At 61.1% G+C, this 22,027-nt stretch carries 19 protein-coding genes and 1 tRNA gene; 15 read left to right on the forward strand and 5 right to left on the reverse strand.

Annotated elements, in window-relative coordinates; genetic code table 11:
• Positions 1-123 precede the first annotated feature (123 nt).
• Complete coding sequence (gene pnp / locus ABQ137_RS13645) at positions 124-2,238, forward strand: polyribonucleotide nucleotidyltransferase (protein ID WP_054592535.1); 2,115 nt, start codon at positions 124-126, stop codon at positions 2,236-2,238.
• A 224-nt stretch (positions 2,239-2,462) separates the two neighbouring features.
• On the opposite strand, the gene ABQ137_RS13650 is transcribed toward pnp, so the two are convergent.
• The 3 genes from ABQ137_RS13650 to ABQ137_RS13660 all read right to left on the reverse strand — a co-directional run bounded on the left by ABQ137_RS13650 (position 2,463) and on the right by ABQ137_RS13660 (position 4,722).
• Positions 2,463-3,509 carry a DUF2272 domain-containing protein gene (locus ABQ137_RS13650; RefSeq protein WP_024937965.1) on the reverse strand — a complete coding sequence of 349 codons (1,047 nt, stop codon included), beginning with the start codon at positions 3,507-3,509 and terminating at the stop codon, positions 2,463-2,465.
• 62 nt (positions 3,510-3,571) lie between these two features.
• The gene (gene nadC / locus ABQ137_RS13655) at positions 3,572-4,456 is read right to left on the reverse strand and encodes a carboxylating nicotinate-nucleotide diphosphorylase (protein ID WP_349782846.1); all 885 of its coding nucleotides are present in this window, start codon (positions 4,454-4,456) and stop codon (positions 3,572-3,574) included.
• Positions 4,453-4,722, reverse strand: coding sequence for a Trm112 family protein (locus ABQ137_RS13660; protein WP_024937963.1), 270 nt, complete (start codon positions 4,720-4,722; stop codon positions 4,453-4,455). Before ABQ137_RS13660 ends, nadC begins: the two co-directional genes overlap by 4 nt.
• A gap of 58 nt (positions 4,723-4,780) precedes the next feature.
• On the opposite strand from ABQ137_RS13660, the gene purE reads away from it, so the two are divergent.
• Together purE and ABQ137_RS13670 are read left to right on the forward strand one after the other, a co-directional pair.
• Positions 4,781-5,284: a 5-(carboxyamino)imidazole ribonucleotide mutase gene (purE, locus tag ABQ137_RS13665; protein WP_039510673.1), complete on the forward strand. Its 504-nt coding sequence runs from the start codon at positions 4,781-4,783 to the stop codon at positions 5,282-5,284.
• Entirely contained in the window at positions 5,281-6,426 is a 1,146-nt protein-coding gene (locus tag ABQ137_RS13670) for a 5-(carboxyamino)imidazole ribonucleotide synthase (RefSeq protein ID WP_349782848.1), read from the forward strand. Before purE ends, ABQ137_RS13670 begins: the two co-directional genes overlap by 4 nt.
• A gap of 136 nt (positions 6,427-6,562) precedes the next feature.
• Here the strand turns inward: ABQ137_RS13670 and ABQ137_RS13675 are convergent, their stop codons facing one another.
• Complete coding sequence (locus ABQ137_RS13675; RefSeq protein WP_024937960.1) at positions 6,563-7,141, reverse strand: superoxide dismutase; 579 nt, start codon at positions 7,139-7,141, stop codon at positions 6,563-6,565.
• A gap of 121 nt (positions 7,142-7,262) precedes the next feature.
• Between ABQ137_RS13675 and grxD the strand changes: the two genes are divergently transcribed.
• The 12 genes from grxD (at position 7,263) to ABQ137_RS13735 (ending at position 21,414) form a co-directional block, all read left to right on the forward strand.
• Positions 7,263-7,583, forward strand: a complete 321-nt coding sequence (gene grxD, locus ABQ137_RS13680; protein WP_006450539.1) for a Grx4 family monothiol glutaredoxin — start codon at positions 7,263-7,265, stop codon at positions 7,581-7,583.
• Entirely contained in the window at positions 7,580-8,323 is a 744-nt protein-coding gene (locus ABQ137_RS13685; RefSeq protein WP_102256524.1) for an SDR family NAD(P)-dependent oxidoreductase, read from the forward strand. The genes grxD and ABQ137_RS13685 overlap by 4 nt, the downstream gene beginning before the upstream one ends.
• Complete coding sequence (locus tag ABQ137_RS13690) at positions 8,320-8,919, forward strand: YhgN family NAAT transporter (protein ID WP_006450537.1); 600 nt, start codon at positions 8,320-8,322, stop codon at positions 8,917-8,919. The genes ABQ137_RS13685 and ABQ137_RS13690 overlap by 4 nt, the downstream gene beginning before the upstream one ends.
• A gap of 458 nt (positions 8,920-9,377) precedes the next feature.
• Entirely contained in the window at positions 9,378-12,593 is a 3,216-nt protein-coding gene (locus ABQ137_RS13695) for a TonB-dependent receptor (RefSeq protein WP_349782850.1), read from the forward strand.
• Positions 12,594-12,698: 105 nt separating this feature from the next.
• On the forward strand, positions 12,699-14,084 hold the full coding sequence (gene ppnN, locus ABQ137_RS13700; protein ID WP_016901083.1) for a nucleotide 5'-monophosphate nucleosidase PpnN: 1,386 nt from the start codon (positions 12,699-12,701) through the stop codon (positions 14,082-14,084).
• Between the two features lie 183 nt (positions 14,085-14,267).
• Complete coding sequence (locus tag ABQ137_RS13705) at positions 14,268-14,783, forward strand: GspH/FimT family pseudopilin (RefSeq protein WP_039816784.1); 516 nt, start codon at positions 14,268-14,270, stop codon at positions 14,781-14,783.
• Entirely contained in the window at positions 14,783-15,259 is a 477-nt protein-coding gene (gene pilV, locus ABQ137_RS13710) for a type IV pilus modification protein PilV (RefSeq protein ID WP_054592542.1), read from the forward strand. Before ABQ137_RS13705 ends, pilV begins: the two co-directional genes overlap by 1 nt.
• On the forward strand, positions 15,256-16,422 hold the full coding sequence (locus ABQ137_RS13715) for a PilW family protein (protein ID WP_184518646.1): 1,167 nt from the start codon (positions 15,256-15,258) through the stop codon (positions 16,420-16,422). The genes pilV and ABQ137_RS13715 overlap by 4 nt, the downstream gene beginning before the upstream one ends.
• 3 nt (positions 16,423-16,425) lie before the next feature.
• Positions 16,426-16,935, forward strand: a complete 510-nt coding sequence (locus ABQ137_RS13720) for a pilus assembly PilX family protein (RefSeq protein WP_184518649.1) — start codon at positions 16,426-16,428, stop codon at positions 16,933-16,935.
• A gap of 10 nt (positions 16,936-16,945) precedes the next feature.
• Positions 16,946-20,821, forward strand: a complete 3,876-nt coding sequence (locus tag ABQ137_RS13725) for a pilus assembly protein (RefSeq protein ID WP_260297186.1) — start codon at positions 16,946-16,948, stop codon at positions 20,819-20,821.
• A gap of 12 nt (positions 20,822-20,833) precedes the next feature.
• Complete coding sequence (locus tag ABQ137_RS13730) at positions 20,834-21,283, forward strand: type IV pilin protein (RefSeq protein ID WP_081008611.1); 450 nt, start codon at positions 20,834-20,836, stop codon at positions 21,281-21,283.
• A 54-nt stretch (positions 21,284-21,337) separates the two neighbouring features.
• Positions 21,338-21,414 (forward strand) — tRNA-Asn (locus ABQ137_RS13735).
• A 51-nt stretch (positions 21,415-21,465) separates the two neighbouring features.
• Here the strand turns inward: ABQ137_RS13735 and ABQ137_RS13740 are convergent.
• A complete protein-coding gene (locus ABQ137_RS13740) occupies positions 21,466-22,008 on the reverse strand; it encodes a GspH/FimT family pseudopilin (RefSeq protein ID WP_184518652.1) in 543 nt (180 codons plus the stop codon).
• Positions 22,009-22,027: the final 19 nt, after the last annotated feature.

Genomic DNA, 22,027 nt, shown 5'->3' on the forward strand with positions numbered 1-22,027 from the left:
GGTCATTCGCATCACGTTATCTGCAGCATGCAGTTCATGGGCCGGAGCCTCCCGGCCGCCCGTTCTCGGCATGGGTCGACGACGGTCCAACGAAGACAGCAACACCTAAGGGAAAAAACCTCCGTGGCAAAAATCACCAAAACCTTCCAGTACGGCAAGCACACCGTCACCCTGGAGACGGGCGAAATCGCTCGCCAGGCAGGCGGCGCCGTCATCGTCAAGTTCGACGACACCGTACTGCTGGTCACCGCCGTCGCCGCCAAGAGCGCGCGCGAAGGGCAGGACTTCTTTCCTCTGACGGTTGATTATCAGGAGAAGTTCTACGCCGGCGGCCGCATCCCGGGCGGCTTCTTCAAGCGCGAAGGACGTGCGACCGAGAAGGAAACGTTGATCTCGCGCCTGATCGATCGCCCGATCCGTCCGCTGTTCCCGGAGGACTACAAGAACGAAGTGCAGATCATCGCCACCGTGATGTCGATGAACCCGGACATCGACGGGGATATCGCCGCGCTGATCGGCGCATCGGCCGCGCTGTCGCTGGCCGGCACCCCGTTCAACGGCCCGATCGCTGCGGCGAAGGTCGGTTACAAGAATGGCGAATACATCCTCAACCCGACCGTGACCGAGCTGAAGGATTCGCAGCTGGAGCTGGTCGTGGCCGGTACCGCCAATGCGGTGCTGATGGTCGAGTCCGAAGCCGAACTGCTGTCGGAAGAAGTGATGCTGGGCGCGGTGACGTTCGGCCATCGCGAGATGCAGAAGGTCATCAACATCATCAACGAGCTGACCGTCGAAGCCGGCACCAAGCCGTCCGACTGGGTGGCTCCGGCCAAGAACGACAGCATGATCGCTGCGCTGAAGGAAGCGGTGGGCGACCAGCTCGCGTCGGCGTTCCAGGTGCGCGACAAGCTGCAGCGCCGCGACGCGATTTCGGCGATCAAGAAGGACGTGCTGGGTGCGCTGGCACCGCGCGCCACGGTCGAAGGCTGGGCTGCCGGTGACCTGTCCAAGGAATTCGGCGAGCTGGAATACCAGACCATGCGCGGCTCGGTGCTGAGCACCAAGGTGCGCATCGACGGCCGTGCACTGGATACCGTGCGTCCGATCAGCGCCAAGGCCGGCGTGCTGCCGCGTACCCACGGTTCGGCGCTGTTCACCCGCGGCGAGACCCAGGCGATCGTGATCACCACGCTCGGCACCGCACGCGACGGTCAGGTCATCGACGCCGTCTCGGGCGAGTACAAAGAGAACTTCCTGTTCCATTACAACTTCCCTCCTTACTCGGTGGGCGAGTGCGGTCGTTTCGGCGCGCCGAAGCGTCGCGAGATCGGCCACGGTCGCCTGGCCAAGCGCGGCGTGCTGGCGGTGATGCCGAGCCTGGAAGAATTCCCGTACACCATCCGCGTGGTCTCGGAAATCACCGAGTCCAACGGTTCGTCCTCGATGGCATCGGTCTGCGGCAGCTCGCTGGCGCTGATGGACGCCGGTGTGCCGATCAAGGCGCCGGTCGCCGGTATCGCGATGGGCCTGGTCAAGGAAGGCAACGACTTCGTGGTGCTGTCGGACATCCTGGGTGACGAAGATCACCTCGGCGACATGGACTTCAAGGTTGCCGGCACTTCCGAAGGCGTGTCCGCGTTGCAGATGGACATCAAGATCGAAGGCATCACCGAAGAAATCATGAAGCAGGCATTGCAGCAGGCCAAGGCCGGCCGTCTGCACATCCTCGGCGAGATGGCGCATGCGCTGACCACTCCGCGTCAGGAACTGAGCGACTACGCGCCGCGCTTGCTGACCATCAAGATCCACCCGGACAAGATCCGCGAAGTGATCGGCAAGGGTGGCTCGACCATCCAGGCCATCACCAAGGAAACCGGTACCCAGATCGACATCCAGGACGACGGCACGATCATCATCGCTTCGGTCAATGCCATTGCTGCGCAGGCTGCGAAGTCGCGCATCGAGCAGATCACCTCGGACGTGGAGCCGGGCCGCATCTACGAAGGCAAGGTCGCCAAGATCATGGACTTCGGTGCGTTCGTCACCATCCTGCCGGGCAAGGACGGCCTGGTGCACGTCTCGCAGATCTCCAGCGAGCGCGTGGAAAAGGTCGGCGACAAGCTGAAGGAAGGCGATCTGGTCCGCGTCAAGGTGCTGGAAGTGGACAAGCAGGGCCGTATCCGTCTGTCGATCAAGGCAGTGGAAGAAGGCGAGGGCGTTCCGCCGTCGGCCGAGTAATCGCTGCTGGTTGATGCGTCACGAAAAAGCGGGCTTCGGCCCGCTTTTTTGTTGGGTGTTCGGCAAGGGCGCCTGACTTGATCCTTCTCCTGCGGGAGAAGGTGCCCCGCAGGGGCGGATGAGGGTACGGACGAAGCCTCGCGTGGTTGAGCCTTGGCCAAGACTTCGCCGCCGTACCCTCACCCCGACCCCTCTCCGGATGGGAGCGGGGCTTTGAGCCTTGCTTACCTGGGCTGCTGTGTCGGCGCGGGCTGTGTTTCCGGACGCGGCGGCACCACGCGCGGGAAACCCGGTGGCATCGTGGTGGGTAAGGTGGTTGGCGAAGGCAGCGGTTCGACCGGTGGTGGCGCCGTCATCACCGCATCCGGGCGCAGCTTCAACAGGGCCGCCCAGTCGCGTCGATTGAAGTCGCAGAGTTCTTCGTGTGCCGGCGTGCACTCGCTGGCGATGCCCAGGCCGTCTTCGCTCTGGTCCTGGCTGCCGTCGGATTGGGGCGTCGGCAACACCACGCGGCCGGCGCGGTCCAGCGGCATCTTGCGCATCATCACCGTGTTGAACACATTGCCGCCGATCAGGTACAGGGTGCGATCGCCACCGACGTTGGCGGCGATCACCACGTCGCAATGCGATTGCCACGGCATCGGCGCGCTGCCGCCAAGCCCGGCCTTGAGGCCGGCGTAGCCGAGCGCAGCGCTGCGCCCGCGCAGCAGGCACAGCAGATCGCCGGGGGCTGGTTTTTCCACCGCCGGGTCGGTGAACTGGTACGGGCCGCTGGCGCCATCGTTGTAGGCGCTGCGGATGTAATCCAGATGGCGTGCAGAGCGGTGGAAACCGCTCAATCCGGCCTGCGTCATCACCCACGAGATGAAGGCGGCCGACCACGGGTTGTCGATCAGGAACGCGCGGCAATCGCTGGCGGTGTAGCGCGTGCCATCCAGTGCCGCGCAACTCGATGCGCCGGGGCGGCCGCCCATCGATGCCAGCGTGCCGCTGTCGCGCCAGTAGCCGGCCACGCGTTGCCACGCGACCACGCCGTGGTCGGCCAGATAGCCCGATTCGGCCTCGGTCACGCCCAGGCTTGCCAGACGGCCCTTGGCATCGATAAACGGGTGCTGCCACAAGCGGTGCTCGTTGCAGGCACTGCGCACGATGGCGATTGCTGCAGGGCTGGTGCCGAAGCGCGGGGGCACATCGCAGACTTCCGCGGCGGCCGCGGTGCCGCCCCATGCGGCCAACACCAGACAGAGCCACGGCCAAGGTTTTACAGTCATCGCAGATCCTGCACAGAACAATCGCAGCAGGCTGACAGAGCCGGCTGCGGGCACGCGTGAAATCAGCGCGGCGGTGGGCCGAGTTTGAGCGACAGATCGACCGCGTGCACGTGCTTGGTGAGCCCGCCGATGGAGATGCAATCCACCCCATCGGCTGCAATGGCCGCAATGCCGGCCAGATCCACGCTGCCGGAGACTTCCAGAGGGATGCGTTGTTCGCGCGGTAGGGCGGCAACGATGCGCACCGCGTCGCGACGCATTACCGGGTCGAAATCGTCGATCAGGATGCGCGTGCAGCCGACCTGCAAGGCCTCGCGCAACTGCTCCAGCGTTTCCACTTCCACCACCAGCGGCAACTGCGGTTGCTGCGCACGAGCGGCATGCACGGCGGCGCTCAGCGAGCCGGCGGCGCGGATGTGGTTTTCCTTGAGCATCACCGTGTCGAACAGACCGATGCGGTGATTGTCGCCACCGCCACAGCGCACCGCGTATTTCTGCGCGGCGCGCAGGCCGGGCAGCGTCTTGCGAGTATCCAGGATGCGCGTGCCGGTGCCGGCCACGGCAGCCACGTATGCAGCGGTGGCGGTCGCGGTAGCCGACAGCGTCTGCATGAAATTGAGCGAGGTGCGCTCGGCGCTGACCAGGCTGCGGCTGCGGCCATGCAGCAGCGCCAGCACCGTGCCGGCGGCGACGTGCTGGCCTTCGTGCACCTGCCAGTCGATCCGCACCTGCGGATCGAGCGCGCGGTGCGTGGCGTCGAACCACGGCCGCCCGGCGATCACGGCGTCCTGCTTGCACAGCAGGTATGCGCTGTCTGGCTGATCGGGCAACAGCGCCGCGGTCACATCGCCGCTGCCGATGTCCTCGGCCAGCGCGCGCGCCACATCGGCCTCCACCAGCGCGGCCGGTGGCGCCTCCGGCACGGTGGTGCGAACAGAAGGATTCACTTTTCGGGGAAGTCGGCGATCTGCGCAGTGCCGATGGCTTCTTCGGCCAGCAGCACCGGAATGCCGTCGTCGACGCGGAAGATCTGCTTGCGGTCGCGCGTGATCAGCGCCTCGCGCAGTGGCTGTGTCTGCGCGGTGCCGTCGGCACGCTGCAGGGTTCCGCCGGCGATGGCGGTGTTGAGTGCCTCCAGGCCCTTGCCGTCGAGCAGCGAGAGCGGCTGGCGGGTGTCGGGCGAGCACAGCAGGTCGAGCAGTTTGCGATCCATCGAAGTCTTGTCTTGCGTGGAAGATGGCTAGAATACGTCTTTACCGCAGGGCAGGGCCATGACCTCCAACCACTCCGCGCCGCTGGTCGGCATCGTGATGGGTTCCCGTTCCGATTGGGAAACCATGCAACACGCAGCTCAGAAGCTCGATGCGCTGGGCGTGCCTTACGAAGTCAAGGTGGTCTCGGCGCACCGCACACCGGACGTGTTGTTCAGCTATGCCGAGCAGGCTGGCGCACGCGGTCTGCGCGCGATCATTGCCGGTGCCGGTGGTGCGGCGCATCTGCCGGGCATGCTGGCGGCCAAGACGGCGGTGCCGGTGCTCGGTGTGCCGGTACAGTCCAAGGCGCTCAACGGCATGGATTCGTTGCTGTCGATCGTGCAGATGCCGGCCGGAATTCCGGTGGCGACGTTTGCGATCGGCAATGCCGGTGCGGCCAATGCGGCCTTGTTCGCCGCTGCGATGCTGGCGCCGGAGCAGGCGCAGATCGGTCAGGCACTGGCGCAGTTCCGCGCCAGGCAGACCGACGATGTCATGGCCAGCGACGACCCGCGCCAATGACCACGGTCGGCATTCTGGGGGGCGGCCAGTTGGCCCGCATGCTGGTGTTGGCCGGTGCGCCGCTGGGCTTGCGGTTTGCGGTGTTCGACCCGGCCACCGATGCCTGCGCAGGGCAGGTGGCGCCGCTGCAGGCAGGCGCCTTTGACGACACCGCCGCGCTTGCCGCATTCGCCGCGCACGTGGATGTGATCACCTTCGATTTCGAAAACGTGCCGGCCGCCGGCGCGCAGCAGTTGGCTGCGCAGGTGCCGGTGTTTCCCAGCGCTGCCGCGTTGGCGGTGGCGCAGGACCGGCTCAGCGAAAAAACCCTGTTCCGCGAGCTCGGCATTCCGGTGCCCGAGTTCGCCGCCATCGACGACCGTGCAGGGCTCGACGCTGCATTGGCCCGTATCGGCACGCCGTGCGTGCTCAAGACACGTCGCTTCGGCTACGACGGCAAGGGCCAGTTCCGCATCAAGACGCTGGCCGATGCCGACGCCGCATGGGACGCGCTCGGCGCGCAGGCGGCGAAGGTCGGGCTGATCGTGGAGGCCTTCGTGCCGTTCGAGCGCGAGGTCAGCGTGGTGGCAGTGCGTGGGCGTGATGGCGAATTCCGCGCCTGGCCGCTGACCGAGAACTGGCATGTGGACGGCGTGCTCTCGGCCAGTCTTGCGCCGGCGCGTGTGGATGCCGGCTTGCAGGCTGCGGCAGAGACGCATGCGCGTGCGATCGCCGAGCGGCTGGACTACGTCGGCGTGTTCGCGCTGGAACTGTTCGTACGCGATGGCCAGTTGCTCGCCAACGAGATGGCGCCGCGCGTGCACAACTCCGGGCATTGGACCATCGAGGGTGCCGAGACCTCACAGTTCGAAAATCATGTGCGCGCCGTGCTCGGTCTGCCGCTTGGCAGTACCGCGATGCGCGGGCATGCCTGCATGCTCAACTGGCTGGGCGCGATGCCGGACGCGACTGCATTTTTGGCGGTGCCCGGTGGGCATTGGCACGACTACGGCAAGCAATCGCGCGAGGGCCGCAAGGTCGGCCATGCCACACTGCACGCCGAGACGCCACAGCTGCTTGCTCGGGCCCTGAGCGACGCAGGCGCCGCGCTGCAGCGTGATGCGCAGGTCGGACCGGTGCTCGCGCGCTTGAGCGAAGGGTGATTCGCAGAGCCATCGGTGGCACTGCTGGCCTCGCCGATGCGCAGGTCCGTGGCGAAGATGCACGCAGTGCGCGACGCCGCCGGACGCTGTTACAACAGGTCACCTGATCGTTGACCTGTTGCGACGGCGCAAGCGGCTAACCCAACCGGCTGGCCACGAACTCCCAGTTGATCAGCTTCCAGAACGCGTCCAGGTACTGCGCGCGGTCCTGCCGGTAATCCAGGTAATAGGCGTGCTCCCAGAGGTCGCAGGCGAGCAGCGGGGTGTCCGGCCCGGTGAGCGGCGTGGACGCATTCGGCGTGGCGACGATCGCCAGTGCGCCATCCGGGCGCTGCACCAGCCACACCCAGCCCGAGCCGAAGCTGCCCAGGGCGACGCGGTTGAATTCCTGCTTGAAATGCACGAAGTCGCCGAACGATTTGGCGATGCGGTCGGCCAGCCGGCCCAGCGGCTCACCGCCGCCGCGCGGGCGCAGGCACTGCCAATAGAAATTGTGGTTCCACACCTGCGCAGCCAGATGGAATAGCGTGCCCTGCGCCTGCGCGATGATGTCTTCCAGCGTCAGCTCGGCGAACTCGCTGCCTTCGATGCGCGCATTGAGCCGATCGACCTCGCTGCGGTGACAGACGCCGTGGTGCGCCTCCAATGTGGCGGCAGACAGATGCGGCTCCAGGGCGACGCGGGAGTAGGGCAGTGCAAGGTGTTCGATCGGCATGATGGCAAGGGCAGCGAAGGGAGTGCGGCGACAGGTCGCGCTGAAGGCTTACAATGCGCGCCTTTGCGGAAGTCTATCCGACCCGGCGGTCGGGCCTGCCGCTCCCAGTCAGGAGAGTCCAATGCCGGTGATGGAACGGATCCAGGCCGAAGTCGAACAACACCCGATCGTGCTGTTCATGAAAGGCACCCCGCAATTTCCGATGTGCGGTTTTTCCAGCCGTGCCGTGCAGGCCCTGGTGGCTGCCGGCGCCGATCAGTTGCGCACGGTCAATGTGCTGGAAGAGCCCGAAGTGCGCGCCAATCTGCCGCGCTATTCCAACTGGCCGACCTTCCCGCAGCTGTTCATCCACGGCGAGCTGATCGGCGGTTGCGACATCACGCTGGAACTGTTCGAAGCCGGCGAGCTCAAGCGCATCGTCAGCGAGGCCTACCAGCCGTGAGTCTGGCGCAGGCCCGGCCCGACGCGGCGGCACTTGCCGGCCGCGTGGTGCTGATCACCGGTGCAGCCGGCGGGCTGGGGAGCGCGGCGGCGCAGGCGTGTGCATCCGCCGGTGCGACCGTGGTGTTGCTCGGCCGCAAGCTGCGCCCGCTGGAGCGCATCTACGACGCGGTCGCCAAGCTGGGTCCGGAGCCGTTGCTGTATCCGCTGGATCTGGCCGGTGCCACGCCGGACGACTACGCCACGCTCGCGCAGCGGCTGCAGTCCGAGCTCGGTGGCCTGCACGGCCTGCTGCACTGCGCCGCCGATTTTGCCGGCTTGACCCCGGCCGAACTCGCGGCGCCTGCCGACTTCGCACGCAACCTCCATATCAACCTCACCGCGCGCGCCTGGTTGACCCAGGCCTGCCTGCCGCTGTTGCGGCAGCAAGGCGATGCGGCGGTGGTCTTCGTCGTCGATGACCCGGCACGTGTTGGCCAGGCGTACTGGGGTGCCTATGGCGCTGCCCAGCATGCACAGCGTGGCCTGCTCGCCAGCCTGCATCACGAAACCGTCGCCGGCCCGGTCCGCATCAGCGGATTGCAGCCCGGCCCGATGCGCACCGCCTTGCGCGCGCGCGCCTTCACCCATCAGGAAGACAGCGAAGCGCTGGACCCCACGCGCTATGCCGCCGCCTGCGTCACCCTGTTGTCCACGGCCGGTGGCGCGCACCGCGGCGCGATCTGGAGTCCTTCCGCATGACCATTCTGTCGGCGGCACTGCTGCTGTTTCTGATCCTCGACCCGCTGGGCAACATTCCGGTGTTTCTCAGTGTGCTCAAGCCGCTGCCGCCGAAGCGCCAGCGCTTCGTGCTCGCGCGCGAGTTGCTGATCGCCCTGTTCGTGCTGATGGCGTTCCTGTGGGGCGGCAAGTACGCGCTGGAGCTGATGCATCTGCGCCAGGAGTCGGTGGCGATCGCCGGCGGCATCGTGCTGTTCCTGATCGGCATCCGCATGATCTTCCCGCGCCCGGAAGGCCTGATGGGCGAGATTCCCGACGGCGAGCCCTTCATCGTGCCGCTGGCGATCCCGCTGGTGGCCGGCCCGTCCGGCATGGCCGCAGTGATGCTGATGGGCAGCAACGAACCCACCCGGTTATGGGATTGGAGCCTGGCGCTGATGATCGCCTGGATCGGTGCATCCACCATCCTGGCCTCGGCACCGCTGTTGTACAAACTGCTCGGTCATCGCGCACTGACCGCGATCGAGCGCCTGATGGGCATGTTGCTGGTGGCCATTTCGGTGCAGATGTTTCTGGACGGCCTTGGCACCTATTTCAAGCTGCCGGTGTCGATCTGAGTCCAGTTGGCGATGGGCGGGCAGGGTGCGTGGCATGGGGACGGCTTGTTGGATGCCTGGCGGGCTTTGAAGCCGCGTCGCCGACCCGTGGCATGAGCGGCTGGCGGTGTCTGGCGACCACAGCGCGGGATGGCGGCCGATAGCCAGCGCTGCGTTTTCAGGCCAAACGTTGCCGGTTTGCGACAAGCCAGCTCGATAGCGCGACGCCAGTCGCAAATGCCGCGCGACTTTGCGCAAGCTGGCGTTTAGGCCTTCACATGCGAAGTTCATGTTGCACCGCGCGAACTTTGTCACGCCGCCGTCACAATCAGGCCTTAGCGTGTTAATCTGTTGTTAACCGTTGCGGCAGCAACCAGCCGCGCGGCAAGGGACCCCAGATCATCGGCAGCCCACCCCCGGGAACGGTTGGGCTGACTGCGCCTTTTTGTCACTGCCCAACCTGTATCGAGGCTACCGAAATGACCCACCCCCGCTGTCTCCGCATGTCCAAGCTGACGCTTGGCCTTGTCGCCGCACTCGCCGCCGCCCCCGTGTTCGCCCAGAGCACCTCTGCCGGCGTCGCTGGCCTGGTGACCAGCAGCGCCGGTCAACCGGTGCCGAATGCCGAAGTGACGATCACCCACGTCGAATCGGGCACGGTCAGCCGCGCCACCACCGATGCCAGCGGACGCTACAACGCGCGCGGCCTGCGTGTGGGTGGGCCGTACACGATCACCATTACCGCTTCCGGCGCGGGCAACACCACGCGTGAAGGCGTGTACTTGAATTTGGACAAGGTCAATCAGGTTGATGCAGCCCTGGGTGGCGATCTGGCCACGCTCGGTACCGTGCAGGCGATCGCAGGCATCTACGGCTCAGCGATCTTCAGCGCCAACAAGATGGGCACCGGCACCAACGTGACCCGCGAAGAAATCGAGTCGCTGCCGTCGATCAACCGCAACCTGCAGGACTACGTGCGTCTGGATCCGCGCGTCGCGCAGACCGACAAGGCGCGCAACGAAATCTCCATCGCCGGCCAGAACCCGCGCTACAACGCGATCCGCGTTGACGGCATCAGCACCAACGATGCTTTCGGACTGGAATCCAACAGCCTGCCGACTCCGCGCCAGCCGTTCTCGATGGACGTCATCGACGAAATCTCGGTGGACGTGGCCAATTACGATGTGGCCATCACCGGTGGCACCGGCGGCGTCATTAATGCCGTGACCAAGTCTGGTACCAACGAATTTCACGGTTCAGTTTATGGAACCTATCGTGAGAACGACTGGTCCGGAAAGAACCAAAACGGTATCCGCCCGCAGCTGTTCGATAATGAAGCCACTTATGGTCTGACCCTGGGGGGGCCGGTTGTCAAGGACAAGCTGTTTTTCTTCGCTAACTACGAAAAGTACAAGGGCAAAGGCGTATTCACCGGAGCATCCGGCTACGGTCCGACCGGCTCGGGCGCCAGCAATATCGTTGGCGTGAGCCAGGCACAGGTTGACGAGATCGTCGACATTTCGCGCAATGTCTATGGCTTCGACCCGGGAACACTGGCTCTGCCAGCACTTGATTCTGAGTCGGAAGAGAAGGGCATTAAGATCGACTGGAACATCAGCGACAAGCACCGCGCCTCGTTTCGTTACGGCAAGTCCGAACAGGAGACCGCTAACCTCAATGGCTTCAGCGCTACCGCCTTGTCATTGAACTCGTACCATTACACCCGCAATTTCGAGCTTGAAACCTACACCGCTCAATTGTTCAGTGACTGGACGGAGAAGTTCTCTACCGAAGCCAAGGTTTCCTACCGCGATTATTCTGCAGTGCGTGACGCTGCCTCGCAATTGCCGGCTGTCGGTGTCCGGATCGGCAACAACTTCGTCAACTTCGGTACCGAGCAGAGTACACAGGCCAATGCACTGCGTACTGAAACGTGGAATGCGTTCTTTGCTGCCAATCTGTATCTGGATGATCACACCCTGAAGTTTGGTGGCGACTACGAAGACAACGACATCTTCAACTTGTTTGCTCAGCGTGTCTTTGGTTCGTACAACTTCAACTCGATTGCCGACTATCGCAACAATCGTCCGGCTAGCTACCGTTACTCTCAGTCCACCAGCGGAAATATCGACGATATCGCAGCTCAGTGGGGCATGAAGAATGTCGGCCTATTTTTGCAGGACACATGGGCTGTCAACAGCAACCTGACCTTGACCTTCGGTGTCCGTTACGACGAGCCGATGGTGAAGAACAAGCCGCAATATAATGCAGCTGCCTCGACCACGTTTGGTGTCCGTAATGACGAAACCATAGATGGCAACGGGCTGCTGCAGCCGCGCTTTGGGTTCAATTACACCTTCGATGCAGACCGTCCCACGCAGTTGCGTGGCGGTGTTGGCCTGTTCCAAGGCGCAGCGGCGTCGGTATGGCTGTCCAATCCTTACTCGAATACCGGTCTGGCTTACACCGATTACAACTTCTCAAGCGTAAATCTGGTCAATAGCAACGGCATCGCGTTTACGCCGGACATCAACAACCAGCCGCGTGGTAACGGGACGTTGAACGGCGCCACTCAGTCTGTCGACTTCGTTGACAAGGATCTGGGTCAACCTGCTGTGTGGAAGGCGAACTTGGCGTTCGATACCGAGTTGCCTTGGTACGGTGTAGTGGCGTCGGTCGAGGGCGTCGTTACGAAGGTCAAAGAAGCTATTTACTACCAACAGCTGAATCTTAGCCAGACCGGACCGACTGCGGTCGGTCAGGATGGCCGTCAGATCTATTGGAATCAGGCGGGCTTAAATCCCGCCAACTGGAATGTCAACGGAACTCAGCCGACTGGCATTTCGGTCGACCCGCGTGGCAATCGTTATCGCAGCTACAACGATGCGATCATTGCGCGCTCTACCAGCAAGGGTGGCAGCCAGAGCCTGACCGTTGGATTGAATAAGCCGTTCAACGATAGCGATTGGTCCTGGAGCCTGGCTTATACCTTCGCCAATGCCGACGAAGTGAGTGGCCTGACAAGCTCCACCTCCGGTTCGCAGCTGGGCAATACGGCGGTGTTTCAGGCCAACGAAGAGGTCAATGCGACGTCTGCTTATGAGATCCGCAATAGCTTCCTCGGAACGTTGCAGTGGAAGCACAACTTCTTCGGCGACTTTGCCACCAAGGTCGGCCTGATCTACCAGGGCCGTAGTGGCCGTCCCTACAGCTATACCTTTGACAACGATGCAAATGGCGACAGCCGCTTGAACGATCTGCTGTACATCCCCGCAGGTCCGGGTGATGTTCGCTTTGGCTCGGCAGCGGAAGAAGCTGCGTTTTGGAACTTCGTCAACAATGATGAATATTTGTCGTCCCATAAGGGACAGGTTGCGCAGCGCAATGCAGTGCGCAACTCGTGGGTAAACCAGTTCGACCTGCACATCGAGCAGGAGCTGCCTGGCTTCTTGGAAGGCAACAAGGCGCAGATCTGGCTTGACGTGATGAACGTCGGAAACCTGCTCAATAAGAAGTGGGGCCGTGTGGACGAGTACGCGTTCCCGGGTATGCGCGGCGTGGTTGAGTACGGCGGTATCGATGCGGCTACCGGTAAATACGTTTACCGCTTCAATACGCCTGATCCGTCAACCATCTACGACGACAAGGGCATCTCCCGCTGGGCGCTGCAGCTGGGCTTCCGCTACCAGTTCTAAAGTTGGCTAGCGTCTCGAAGCTTGCAGAAACGGCCGGGTTCTCCCGGCCGTTTTCTTTTGTGCGGGTGAGTACGCTAAAGTTCTGAGATACGACAGGAGCAAGCTATGGAACTCAGCAGTACGGCAGCACGGGCGCTGCCGGTGGTGGATGCGCGGATCTACCCGCGTGGTGGCCTGGACGTGTTGTCCAAGGCGGAAGTTGCGCGTCTGCGTGATGCCTCTAGCGGTGGCATGCATGAGCTGTTGCGCCGCTGCGCGCTGGCCGTGCTCACCAGCGGCAGCGCGTCGGACGACCCGCGCGCAGCGCGCGACCTGTATCCGGATTTCGATATCCAAGTGAACCAGCAGGACCGCGGCATCCGCATCGATCTAAGCAACGCACCGGCGATGGCCTTTGTCGATGGCGAGATCATCCGGGGTGTTGCCGAACTGCTGTTCGCCGTGGTGCGCGACCTGGCCTACATGGCAATCGAGCTGGAAGCCCAGCGCGGGGATCTGGACACCAGCGAAGGCATCACCAACGCGGTGTTCGGGCAGCTGCGCAATGCGCGCATCCTGCAGCCGTCGGACCCGAACCTGGTCGTGTGCTGGGGTGGCCATTCCATTTCGCGCGACGAATATCTCTACACCAAACAGGTGGGCTACGAGCTGGGCCTGCGTGGTCTGGACATCTGCACCGGCTGCGGACCGGGCGCCATGAAGGGCCCGATGAAGGGCGCCACCATCGCGCACGCCAAGCAGCGCAAGCATCACACGCGCTACATCGGTGTGACCGAGCCGGGCATCATCGCCGCCGAGTCGCCGAATCCGATCGTCAACCACCTGGTGATCATGCCGGACATCGAGAAGCGCCTGGAAGCCTTCGTCCGCATCGGCCACGGCATCCTGGTGTTTCCGGGCGGCGTCGGCACGGCAGAGGAAATCCTCTACCTGCTCGGCATCCTGCTGCGCGAAGAGAACGCCGACCTGCCGTTCCCGCTGATCCTGACCGGCCCGACCATTGCCGCGCCGTATTTCGAGCAGATCGACCGCTTCATCCGGCTCACCCTGGGCGAAGCTGTCGCTTCCCGCTACGAGATCATCGTCGGCGACCCGGTTGCCGTGGCGCGTCGCATGGCCGAAGGCATCCACGACGTGCGCGCGCACCGCAAGGAACAGAAGGATTCGTACTACTTCAACTGGTCCGTCCACATCCCGCTCGAGTACCAGCAGCCGTTCGAACCCAGCCACGAGGCCATGGCCGCCCTCGACCTGCACCACGGCCGCCCAGCGCCCGCGCTGGCCGCCGACCTGCGGCGTGCCTTCTCCGGCATCGTCGCCGGCAATGTTAAGGAAGACGGCATGCGCCGCATCGAGGAATTCGGCCCCTTCGAAATCCACGGCGACCCGGACATCATGCAGGCCCTGGACGAACTGCTGCGCGGCTTCGTCGAGCAGCGCCGGATGAAGATTTCGGGGGACTACCGGCCTTGCTATCGGGTGGTGACTTAACGCCTTCTGGATTTAGATCCTACTTCCGGGGGAGGGGGGAGGGGGCGGGCCGAGTGCGGGTTGTAGGCCCGGTAAGTCTTAACACTCACGTCGGCAACCCTAAAACGACCGTTCGTCCCCCCGGTGCTTGTTCCTGAGGGGGCAGTCGAAGCATCTTGGCTAGGTCACGCTGGGGAGCGTCCAATGTCTTTTCGCCGATCTACCGGCTTCACACTTGTGGAATTGATGATTGCGATCGCCGTATTGGCAATTTTGCTTACGGTCGCGCTTCCAAGCTTTCGTGGAGTAATTCGCTCCAATCGGGTAGCGAGCAGCGCCAATGAGACCCTCGGGTTACTGTCTCTCGCCCGCAGTGAGGCGATACGCAATCGCCGAGGTGGTGGGGTTTGCGGTAGTGCATCGGGAACCGCTTGCGACAACAACTGGGGGAGCGGGATGCTGGCTTGGGCGGATACTGACGGAGACGGAGCCTTCAAGAGCGGCGACACCGTCCTGCGTTTCGTTTCGATAGACCGGTCGCTGAGCAATTCCGGTCCTTCCGGCACCGCGATTGCATTCGATGGACGGGGGCGTAGGCTTGCTTCCACCAATCAGCAGATCACGCTGCAGCCAACCACGTGTGATGGGCAGGCATTGCGTCGCACGTTAGTCGTCAACGGTGCCGGTCAGATCACCTCCCAGAAAGGCGCCTGTCAGTGATGCTCCCCCGATCCTTTGTATCTCGCGCTCGTTCCGACGGCTTCAGCCTGCTCGAAGTGTTGATCGCCATTATCGTTCTTGCGTTTGGTTTGCTCGGGTTTGCGCTGTTGCAGACCGCCAACGTGAGATTCGTGCAGAGCGCCAACTATCGCACCCAGGCCACCAACCTGGCTTACGACTTGCTGGACCAGATGCGCAGCAATCGTTTTCAATCGTCCTGGTATACCGACGCCACCTTTTCGGCGAACACGGTCACTGCTGCCAGCTGCAGCCGCCCGCTTGGGACCAATCTCACTATCGCAACCAACGTCGCACGCTGGAAGTGTCAGGTGGTACAGGCATTAGGAGAAGGCGCCAGTGCGACCGTGCTTAATGCCAACGGCCAGGTAACCGTTGGCATCAGTTGGGGCGATCAGCGCTGGGATGCAAGCAACCCGGATGCGCTCACAACGTTCACCTTGGTGTCTCAGCTATGACTTGTAGCTCTGTATCCAAGCGTGCGATTGCAGGCATCAGCTTGATCGAGATGATGATCGCCATGGTGATCGGCTTGGTATTGATGCTGGGGGTTATCCAGGTCTTCTCGGCATCCCGTACCGCATCAATGCTTGCAGAAGGGAGTGCGCGCGCGCAGGAGAACGGGCGGTTTGCCTTGGAGTTCTTGCAGCGCGACATACGCATGGCAGGGCATTTTGGCTGTGTCAATGACCAGGCACATTTTGTGCGTGGCGAGGGGGACCCGGTCATCACCACCGGCGCCGCAAGCGGTTCGGGTCATCCATTGGATTTCAGCGTTAGCGTGCAAGGTTACGAAGCGCCTAATACAAAGCCGCTCGGCGTTCTGACTATCGGGGCCACCTGGGCTGTGCCAACAAATCTTCCAGCATCGATTTCCAAGTTAAATCCGCGCGGGGGCAGCGACATCCTGGTCTTACGCTACTTGGCCCCAGAGAGCGTGCCGATCACTTCGCTCACGTCGGGCAGTAACAGCGTGGTCAGCTTCAACGCCACTAACGGCCTGCGCCTGACCGAGGGGGGGCAGGCGGCTCCGACTGTATTTGGAATCGCTGACTGTGCCCATGCAACGGTGTTCAAGGGCGTCTACGCCAGCGGCAAGATCACCGCCAACGGAACCAATTTATCAAACTACTCGGCAAGGCCAACCGGCCAAGCGTTGATCTACCGTGCGGAATCGCTGGTGTATTACATCGGGACCTCGGCAACAACGGGCGAGCCGGCGCTGATGCGGGCGCGCTCTAACGGCGTTGACGATTACGGAACGCCCGAGGAACTGGTTGAAGGTATCGAGAACATGCAACTGCTGTTCGGTCTTGATCAGACCGCCAGCATGTCCACCACCTCCCCACCATTGGGGAACATCAATACACAAGCGACTGCAAGTGATGTTTCTATTGGTACAGATGCTGCAGCGGCTGGGCAGTGGCGGCGAGTGGGGCAGGTCCAGGTCGGTATTCTTGCCCGTAGTCCGTCACCTGCCACAGCAGAGAGACCGGCGAGTGCGCTGCGCTATCCAAGTGCATTGGGAGTGTCTTTTGCGCCGCCTGCCCAAACTGACGGGCGGTACAGAATGACGTACGAGTCCACGATCGCCTTGCGTAATCGACTGTTCGGGAACTAACTTATGAATGCTTACGCTCGCCTGCGTCCTATGCCCGCTCGCCCTCGTGGCGCGGTGCTCTATGTTGCACTGATCATGCTAATCCTGTTGGCGTTGATCGGAATTGCCGGGATGCAAGTAGCGGGGATGCAGGAAAAAATGGCATCCAATTACTTGGCGACCAATATTGCTTTCCAACATGCTGAAGGAGTGACGCGTCGGAGCGAGCGTGCCATTGAGGCCATTGCCAATCGTACGGATGCGCCAACAAGCGCTCCCTTGGTTGATACCGATATCCAGCAAAACTGTGATGCCGCATTTGATCCGGTTGAATGGGGACGCAGCAAGGCAACATCGGTGAGTGAGGCGGTCAACGTAAGGCGCATCGACTCGTGCATCATCGGCGGGGGGTCGCTTGCGATGGGGGATCCGCTCGATCCCGTGACTCCGGTATATCAAATCACTACATTCGCTAACGATGCCGCAACAGATGCCTCGTCATCGGCATCGATCGACACCATTTTCAAGCTCTGAGGCTGCCGATATGTCCCGTCGCATTTTCCGAGCCGTTGTCGTCTCTGCAATCGTTCTTGTCGCGGCTGGCGGCTATTTCATTTACGGCCTGATTGCTGCGCAAGGACAGGGAGCTTTGGCGCAAGCTCCGCTGAATAACGCGACCTCAATTCCGCCAGCATTTATCATGGCAGTGGATGACTCGAATTCGATGACGTTCGAGCGCATCTTCAAGGGCGGAGATGGGCGTCTGCAGTGGAACGGTAGCAGCTTCTTCAGTTCGGCTGGTGTATTTTTTAATTCCAGTGAGTCGTGTGCAAACAACTTTTCCGATTGTTATGTTTATTTGTTTCCGCACTCTGGATATAACTCGTCTTATTCAATTGGTCGTGCAATTCCTCCGCTCGACGTTTTCGGGTTTGCGCGCTCGCCAACTTACAATGCTGGTTACTATAATCCCAGTGTTCTCTATGAGCCGTGGACGCCTCCTGCGCAAACGTCAACAAGCGCCAATCTTTGGCCGGCGGCTACATTCGACCAAGCAAGAGTTGATCCGCGTAATCCTCTTGTCTATGGCAATGATTTCAGTGCAGGGTACAACACTATCTATGACCTTGCCTATCGTGAAAGCGATGGCGAGTCATTCCAGTTTTTGACGGGAATGACAATTCCTGCTGGAACACGCTATCGATCAAGTGCGCGATCATGTAACTCAAATAACGGTAATGGCTTGCCGAGCAGTGGCGGGCGCTGGACTACGTTGAATTCAGCAGTCTCAGTCGCGGCGAATTGTGCGGTACAAATGGGTTATGTGCCGGCAACTTTTTATCTGCCAGTGGATGCCCCGGCTCCAGCTGGGTATCTAACCAGTGACGTCAATAGGCCGATCATTGCAAATGCCTGTGGTCCCGGGTGCAATATGCGTCGTTATCAGATATTGGCAGCCAATTATGGGTCTAATACTGCGGCATATAATAATGCGCGGCAGAATTTTGCCAACTGGTTTCAGTATAGTCATAATCGTATCTTGTCGATCGTCGGATCCGCGTCCCGATCGTTGGCCGACGTCGACAAAATGCGGGTCGGCTACTTCACTATCAATAATTTGACCGCGGCTACCATGTACGACATGGACGACGACGCCGCGCGTACCTCATTGTTCGATTTGATTTACCGTCTCAAGCCGAATGGCGGTACCCCAAATCGTACGGCTGTCGACTATTTGGGAAGGCAGTTCTTGCGAACCGGGGATGGTGCGCCGGTCCTGCGCGCATGCCAAAAGAACGGCGGCATGTTATTTACCGACGGATATACGAACGCTAACAATTCTGTCAGTGGGTACGGCAATGCCGACTCTACCGGTACGGTTGATTTCTCTGGCGCTCCATTCGCTGACTCTTATAGCAATACGATTGCCGATATTGCTGCGAGCTACTATTCGGGCACTTCTACTCCACTGGTGACTGGCCCAAGTTTTCCGGCCGGACTTGTACCCGTGGATGACAAGTGCGCGACACTTTCCAAGACGTCTGCTGACTGGAAGCGACTGGATTGTCAGAAGGATTTGCATATGAATTTCTATGCAATTACTCTAGGTGCGCAGGGGAATATATACGAAGTTAATCAAGCGGCCACCGGCGATCCATATGCTAATCCACCCGACTGGAATAGTAATGGGAACCCAACTGCGGATGATGACGGTCGCGTGATCGACGAACTCTGGCATGCCACTATTAACAGTCGCGGTCAGTTCATTAATGCCAAGAGCCCTGATGAAGTGACTAGTGCGATGCGCCAAGTTCTTTCGGCGGCCAGTGCAGCTAATTCTCCTTCTGGAACTCTGGCCTTAACGGGTGCTCGCATTGGTGCGGGCTCCCTGACTGTGTCGCCTGAATACCAAATCAGAAATAATGGGACTGATTGGTCCAGTAAGCTTAAGGCCAGTCAGGCGTCTGTCGATCCGGAGACAAGAGAGGCCCGTTTTACCCCGTTTTGGGAAGCCTCCGAACAAATGCCTGCATCTGCTGCTCGCAATGTTTTCTTTAGTGACGGAACTAATTTTCGTAAATTTGATGGTACGACAATCAGTCTGAGTGGTCTTTGCGGCTTGTCACGGACACTATATCCAAGTCAATCTATCTGTTCGGAGCAAGATTTAATCAATCTTGGAGCAACGGCGGCGACAGCGGCTGGCTATCTACTGGGAGATCGAAGTGGTGAGGTCCAGCAGAAGGGCAAGTTGCGTGACCGGACCACCGTCCTAGGCGATATCATCAACTCTGCACCGTTGATCAGTGCGCCTATCGATGACTACGGATACCGTGCTTTGGGAGGAACACTGGGAACGACCTATACCAACTACTTGAATACCAAGCGCGCCAATCAAGGGTACATGGTATATGCGGGGGCCAACGACGGCATGTTGCATGCTTTCGACGGTGGCATGAATGGTAGTGGGACTGTCGTCGGTGGTGGGGGACGTGAGCGCTTTGCCTATATTCCGGCAACTTCCTACGGCCACATGGGTAATCTGCTACTGCCTTATCAAGCCAACAAAGCCTCTGCTCAGCCGTTTGATCATCGCTATTTCGTCGATGGTCCGCTTGCGGTGGGAGATACCTACTACAACAACAGCTGGAAGACGACACTGGTTGGCACGACCGGGGCTGGTGGCCGCGGTGCGTTTGCCCTGGATGTGACCAATCCGGGCGCGTTTGGTAGTGGCAGTCGCCTGTGGGAGATCAACGATCTCAGTGGTGATGCTACGGTGCGCTCCAATATTGGACACGTGCTCGGTAAGCCGGTCATTGTCCCAGTACGTGCTGCTAATGGCACGGTGAGCTGGAAAGCGATCTTTGGTAACGGCTATGACAGCGCTAACGGCAAGGCTGTCTTGTTCGTGGTGGACATCGGAACGTCTTCAACCCCGGTCGTTCGTATGATCGAGGCAACGGAGCCGGGGAACGCGATCAGTGGCCGGAACGGGCTGGGTAATATCATTGTCCTGGATCGGGTGGACAACCTGACGACCGACCCGTCTGGCATGCCTGCTCGTACACGGGATGGCTATGCCGATACGGTTTATGGTGCCGATCTTCGTGGTGCCATCTGGAAGTTTGATCTCACCTCGACCGCAGCTTCGGTGACTGTGCCTGCATTTACCACGGCGACATATGTCGAGGGTGGGCGTACCTACCGGCAACCCATTACCGGCGGACTGCAGGCAGCTTCCGGTGAAAACGGCGGAGTCCTTGTATTATTTGGTACCGGTAGTTTTTCGTTCAATGACGACAGCCTGCCGAGCTCTTCGCAGCACATACAAAGCTTGTATGGATTTACGGATCAGATAGATGGCGTGATCGCTACGACCTTGAGCAGAGCGAGCCTGACGCCATACTCAGTCACAACCGTTGCTGGTAGCGGGACGCGTACCCTGCAGGTGGGTACTGTCCCAACAACATCGCTGGGATGGTATGTGGATCTGCCGGCTGGTGAACGGTTTGTGGGTTATCCGGAACTTGTTTCGGGAATTCTGTTCATGCCCACCTACGCGCCACTTGCTGCAAGTAGCGGTTGCAGTACCGATGGTGTGAATTGGTTGTTTGGCCTGAACCCGCGTACCGGCATAGGCGCACTATCTGGTGTTCGAATGGGGGGCATCAGTGGTTCCACGCTTGCTACCGGTTCCGCCGGTATCTCGCTCAACACTGGCGGAAATGCTCCGGTCAAGGATGTTGGTGTATCGGTCGTGCCTCGGCTTGAACCCAAAGTCAATCCAAAAGACGGTTCAGCCGCGCCCGCTGTCCCGTCAGGTGCGGGTTGCTGGATGGTCGTCAACGTAGCAGGCGCCGCGCCCATGTATGTCCCTTATCCCTGCGGTCGCCAATCCTGGCGCCAGATTCAGTGACGGAGGTTTTCAATGTCGCTACGCCTGTCCCGTTTCGCCTCTCGTCGGCTGTCTCAGTACACTAGGGGCGATGGTTTCACCTTGATTGAATTGATGGTGGTTGTCGCTATCGTCGGAATTCTGGCGGCAGTGGCATATCCCTCCTATGCCGAACATATCCGCAAGTCGCGCCGCGCGCAGGCCAAGGCGGATCTGGTCGAATACGCGCAATTGGCCGAGCGCTCGCATACGACGAACAACACCTATGCGAATTTTCTTTTTGGCAACGGCTCGACGACCATCCAATCGCCGCGTGAGGGCGGGACTGCCCAATACACCATCAGGTTCGTTGGTAACCAGGCCACCTTCACGATAACTGCCACGCCACAAGGCAATCAGGCTAGGGATACCTGCGGCACGATGACACTGAATCAGGCGGGGGTGAAGACGCCGAGTGCTGCCACGACCCAAGGGTGCTGGTAGCCAGAGCCTGGGGTGTTGCACTATCGAAAGCTTGCATCTAGAATACGCCTCCCCGCCCGAATAGCTCAGCCGGTTAGAGCACTTGACTGTTAATCAGGGGGTCGTTGGTTCGAGTCCAACTTCGGGCGCCAAGATGTTGAAGAGGCCGCGATTAGTCGCGGCCTCTTCGTTTTTGCTGTAGCTCACCGTGCAGGGCAGGAGGTTGGTTGCCTGTAGCGGACAGAGCGCGTCCGCCCTGAGTTGTTGACGATGACGTCTGCCAGGCGCTGCGCACGGGTGCAGAGGCTGATCGTGATGTTGGTGCCGCCGTTGCGGCCGTTCGGAAGAAATCGGACAAGCGATCGGCCAATCGTTCCAGTGATGCTGATGCCCTCGCTCGCAGCATACTGCTCGACCCGCAGGATCGAGCCCGCGTCCGCAGGCTGCCCACTGCGCGCTGGATCCTTAAAAAGAATCCACCCCTGGCCCCAGTCACTGTCAGGTCGGCAACTGGCACCGTCGACGGATGGACAGACGCTAACTGGCAGGCGATGGGTGATGGCCAGGCTCCTCGCCATCGCCAAGTGTGCGGTGAGCAAGTGAACCCGTGCCTGTGCGCGCTGCCACTCGACCAGACCTTTGAAGCTGGGCAGGCCGATGGCCGCCATGATCCCGACGATCGCCATCACGATCACTAGCTGTAGCGCCGTGTACCCTTTTGCATACGAACGAGTCACTGCTTTCACCGTCCTGCTCCTCGGCTCG

It is taken from the genome of Xanthomonas sp. WHRI 8393 (assembly GCF_040203315.1).
Lineage (GTDB): Bacteria > Pseudomonadota > Gammaproteobacteria > Xanthomonadales > Xanthomonadaceae > Xanthomonas > Xanthomonas arboricola.

Coding starts and splice junctions, on each gene's coding strand:
- ABQ137_RS13650 (WP_024937965.1), bottom strand. CDS start 3,509: ATGACTGTAAAACCTTGGCCGTGGCTCTGTCTGGTGTTGGCCGCATGG.
- ABQ137_RS13660 (WP_024937963.1), bottom strand. CDS start 4,722: ATGGATCGCAAACTGCTCGACCTGCTGTGCTCGCCCGACACCCGCCAG.
- purE (WP_039510673.1), top strand. CDS start 4,781: ATGACCTCCAACCACTCCGCGCCGCTGGTCGGCATCGTGATGGGTTCC.
- ABQ137_RS13670 (WP_349782848.1), top strand. CDS start 5,281: ATGACCACGGTCGGCATTCTGGGGGGCGGCCAGTTGGCCCGCATGCTG.
- ABQ137_RS13675 (WP_024937960.1), bottom strand. CDS start 7,141: ATGCCGATCGAACACCTTGCACTGCCCTACTCCCGCGTCGCCCTGGAG.
- grxD (WP_006450539.1), top strand. CDS start 7,263: ATGCCGGTGATGGAACGGATCCAGGCCGAAGTCGAACAACACCCGATC.
- ABQ137_RS13690 (WP_006450537.1), top strand. CDS start 8,320: ATGACCATTCTGTCGGCGGCACTGCTGCTGTTTCTGATCCTCGACCCG.
- ABQ137_RS13695 (WP_349782850.1), top strand. CDS start 9,378: ATGACCCACCCCCGCTGTCTCCGCATGTCCAAGCTGACGCTTGGCCTT.
- ppnN (WP_016901083.1), top strand. CDS start 12,699: ATGGAACTCAGCAGTACGGCAGCACGGGCGCTGCCGGTGGTGGATGCG.
- ABQ137_RS13705 (WP_039816784.1), top strand. CDS start 14,268: ATGTCTTTTCGCCGATCTACCGGCTTCACACTTGTGGAATTGATGATT.
- pilV (WP_054592542.1), top strand. CDS start 14,783: ATGCTCCCCCGATCCTTTGTATCTCGCGCTCGTTCCGACGGCTTCAGC.
- ABQ137_RS13715 (WP_184518646.1), top strand. CDS start 15,256: ATGACTTGTAGCTCTGTATCCAAGCGTGCGATTGCAGGCATCAGCTTG.
- ABQ137_RS13720 (WP_184518649.1), top strand. CDS start 16,426: ATGAATGCTTACGCTCGCCTGCGTCCTATGCCCGCTCGCCCTCGTGGC.
- ABQ137_RS13725 (WP_260297186.1), top strand. CDS start 16,946: ATGTCCCGTCGCATTTTCCGAGCCGTTGTCGTCTCTGCAATCGTTCTT.
- ABQ137_RS13730 (WP_081008611.1), top strand. CDS start 20,834: ATGTCGCTACGCCTGTCCCGTTTCGCCTCTCGTCGGCTGTCTCAGTAC.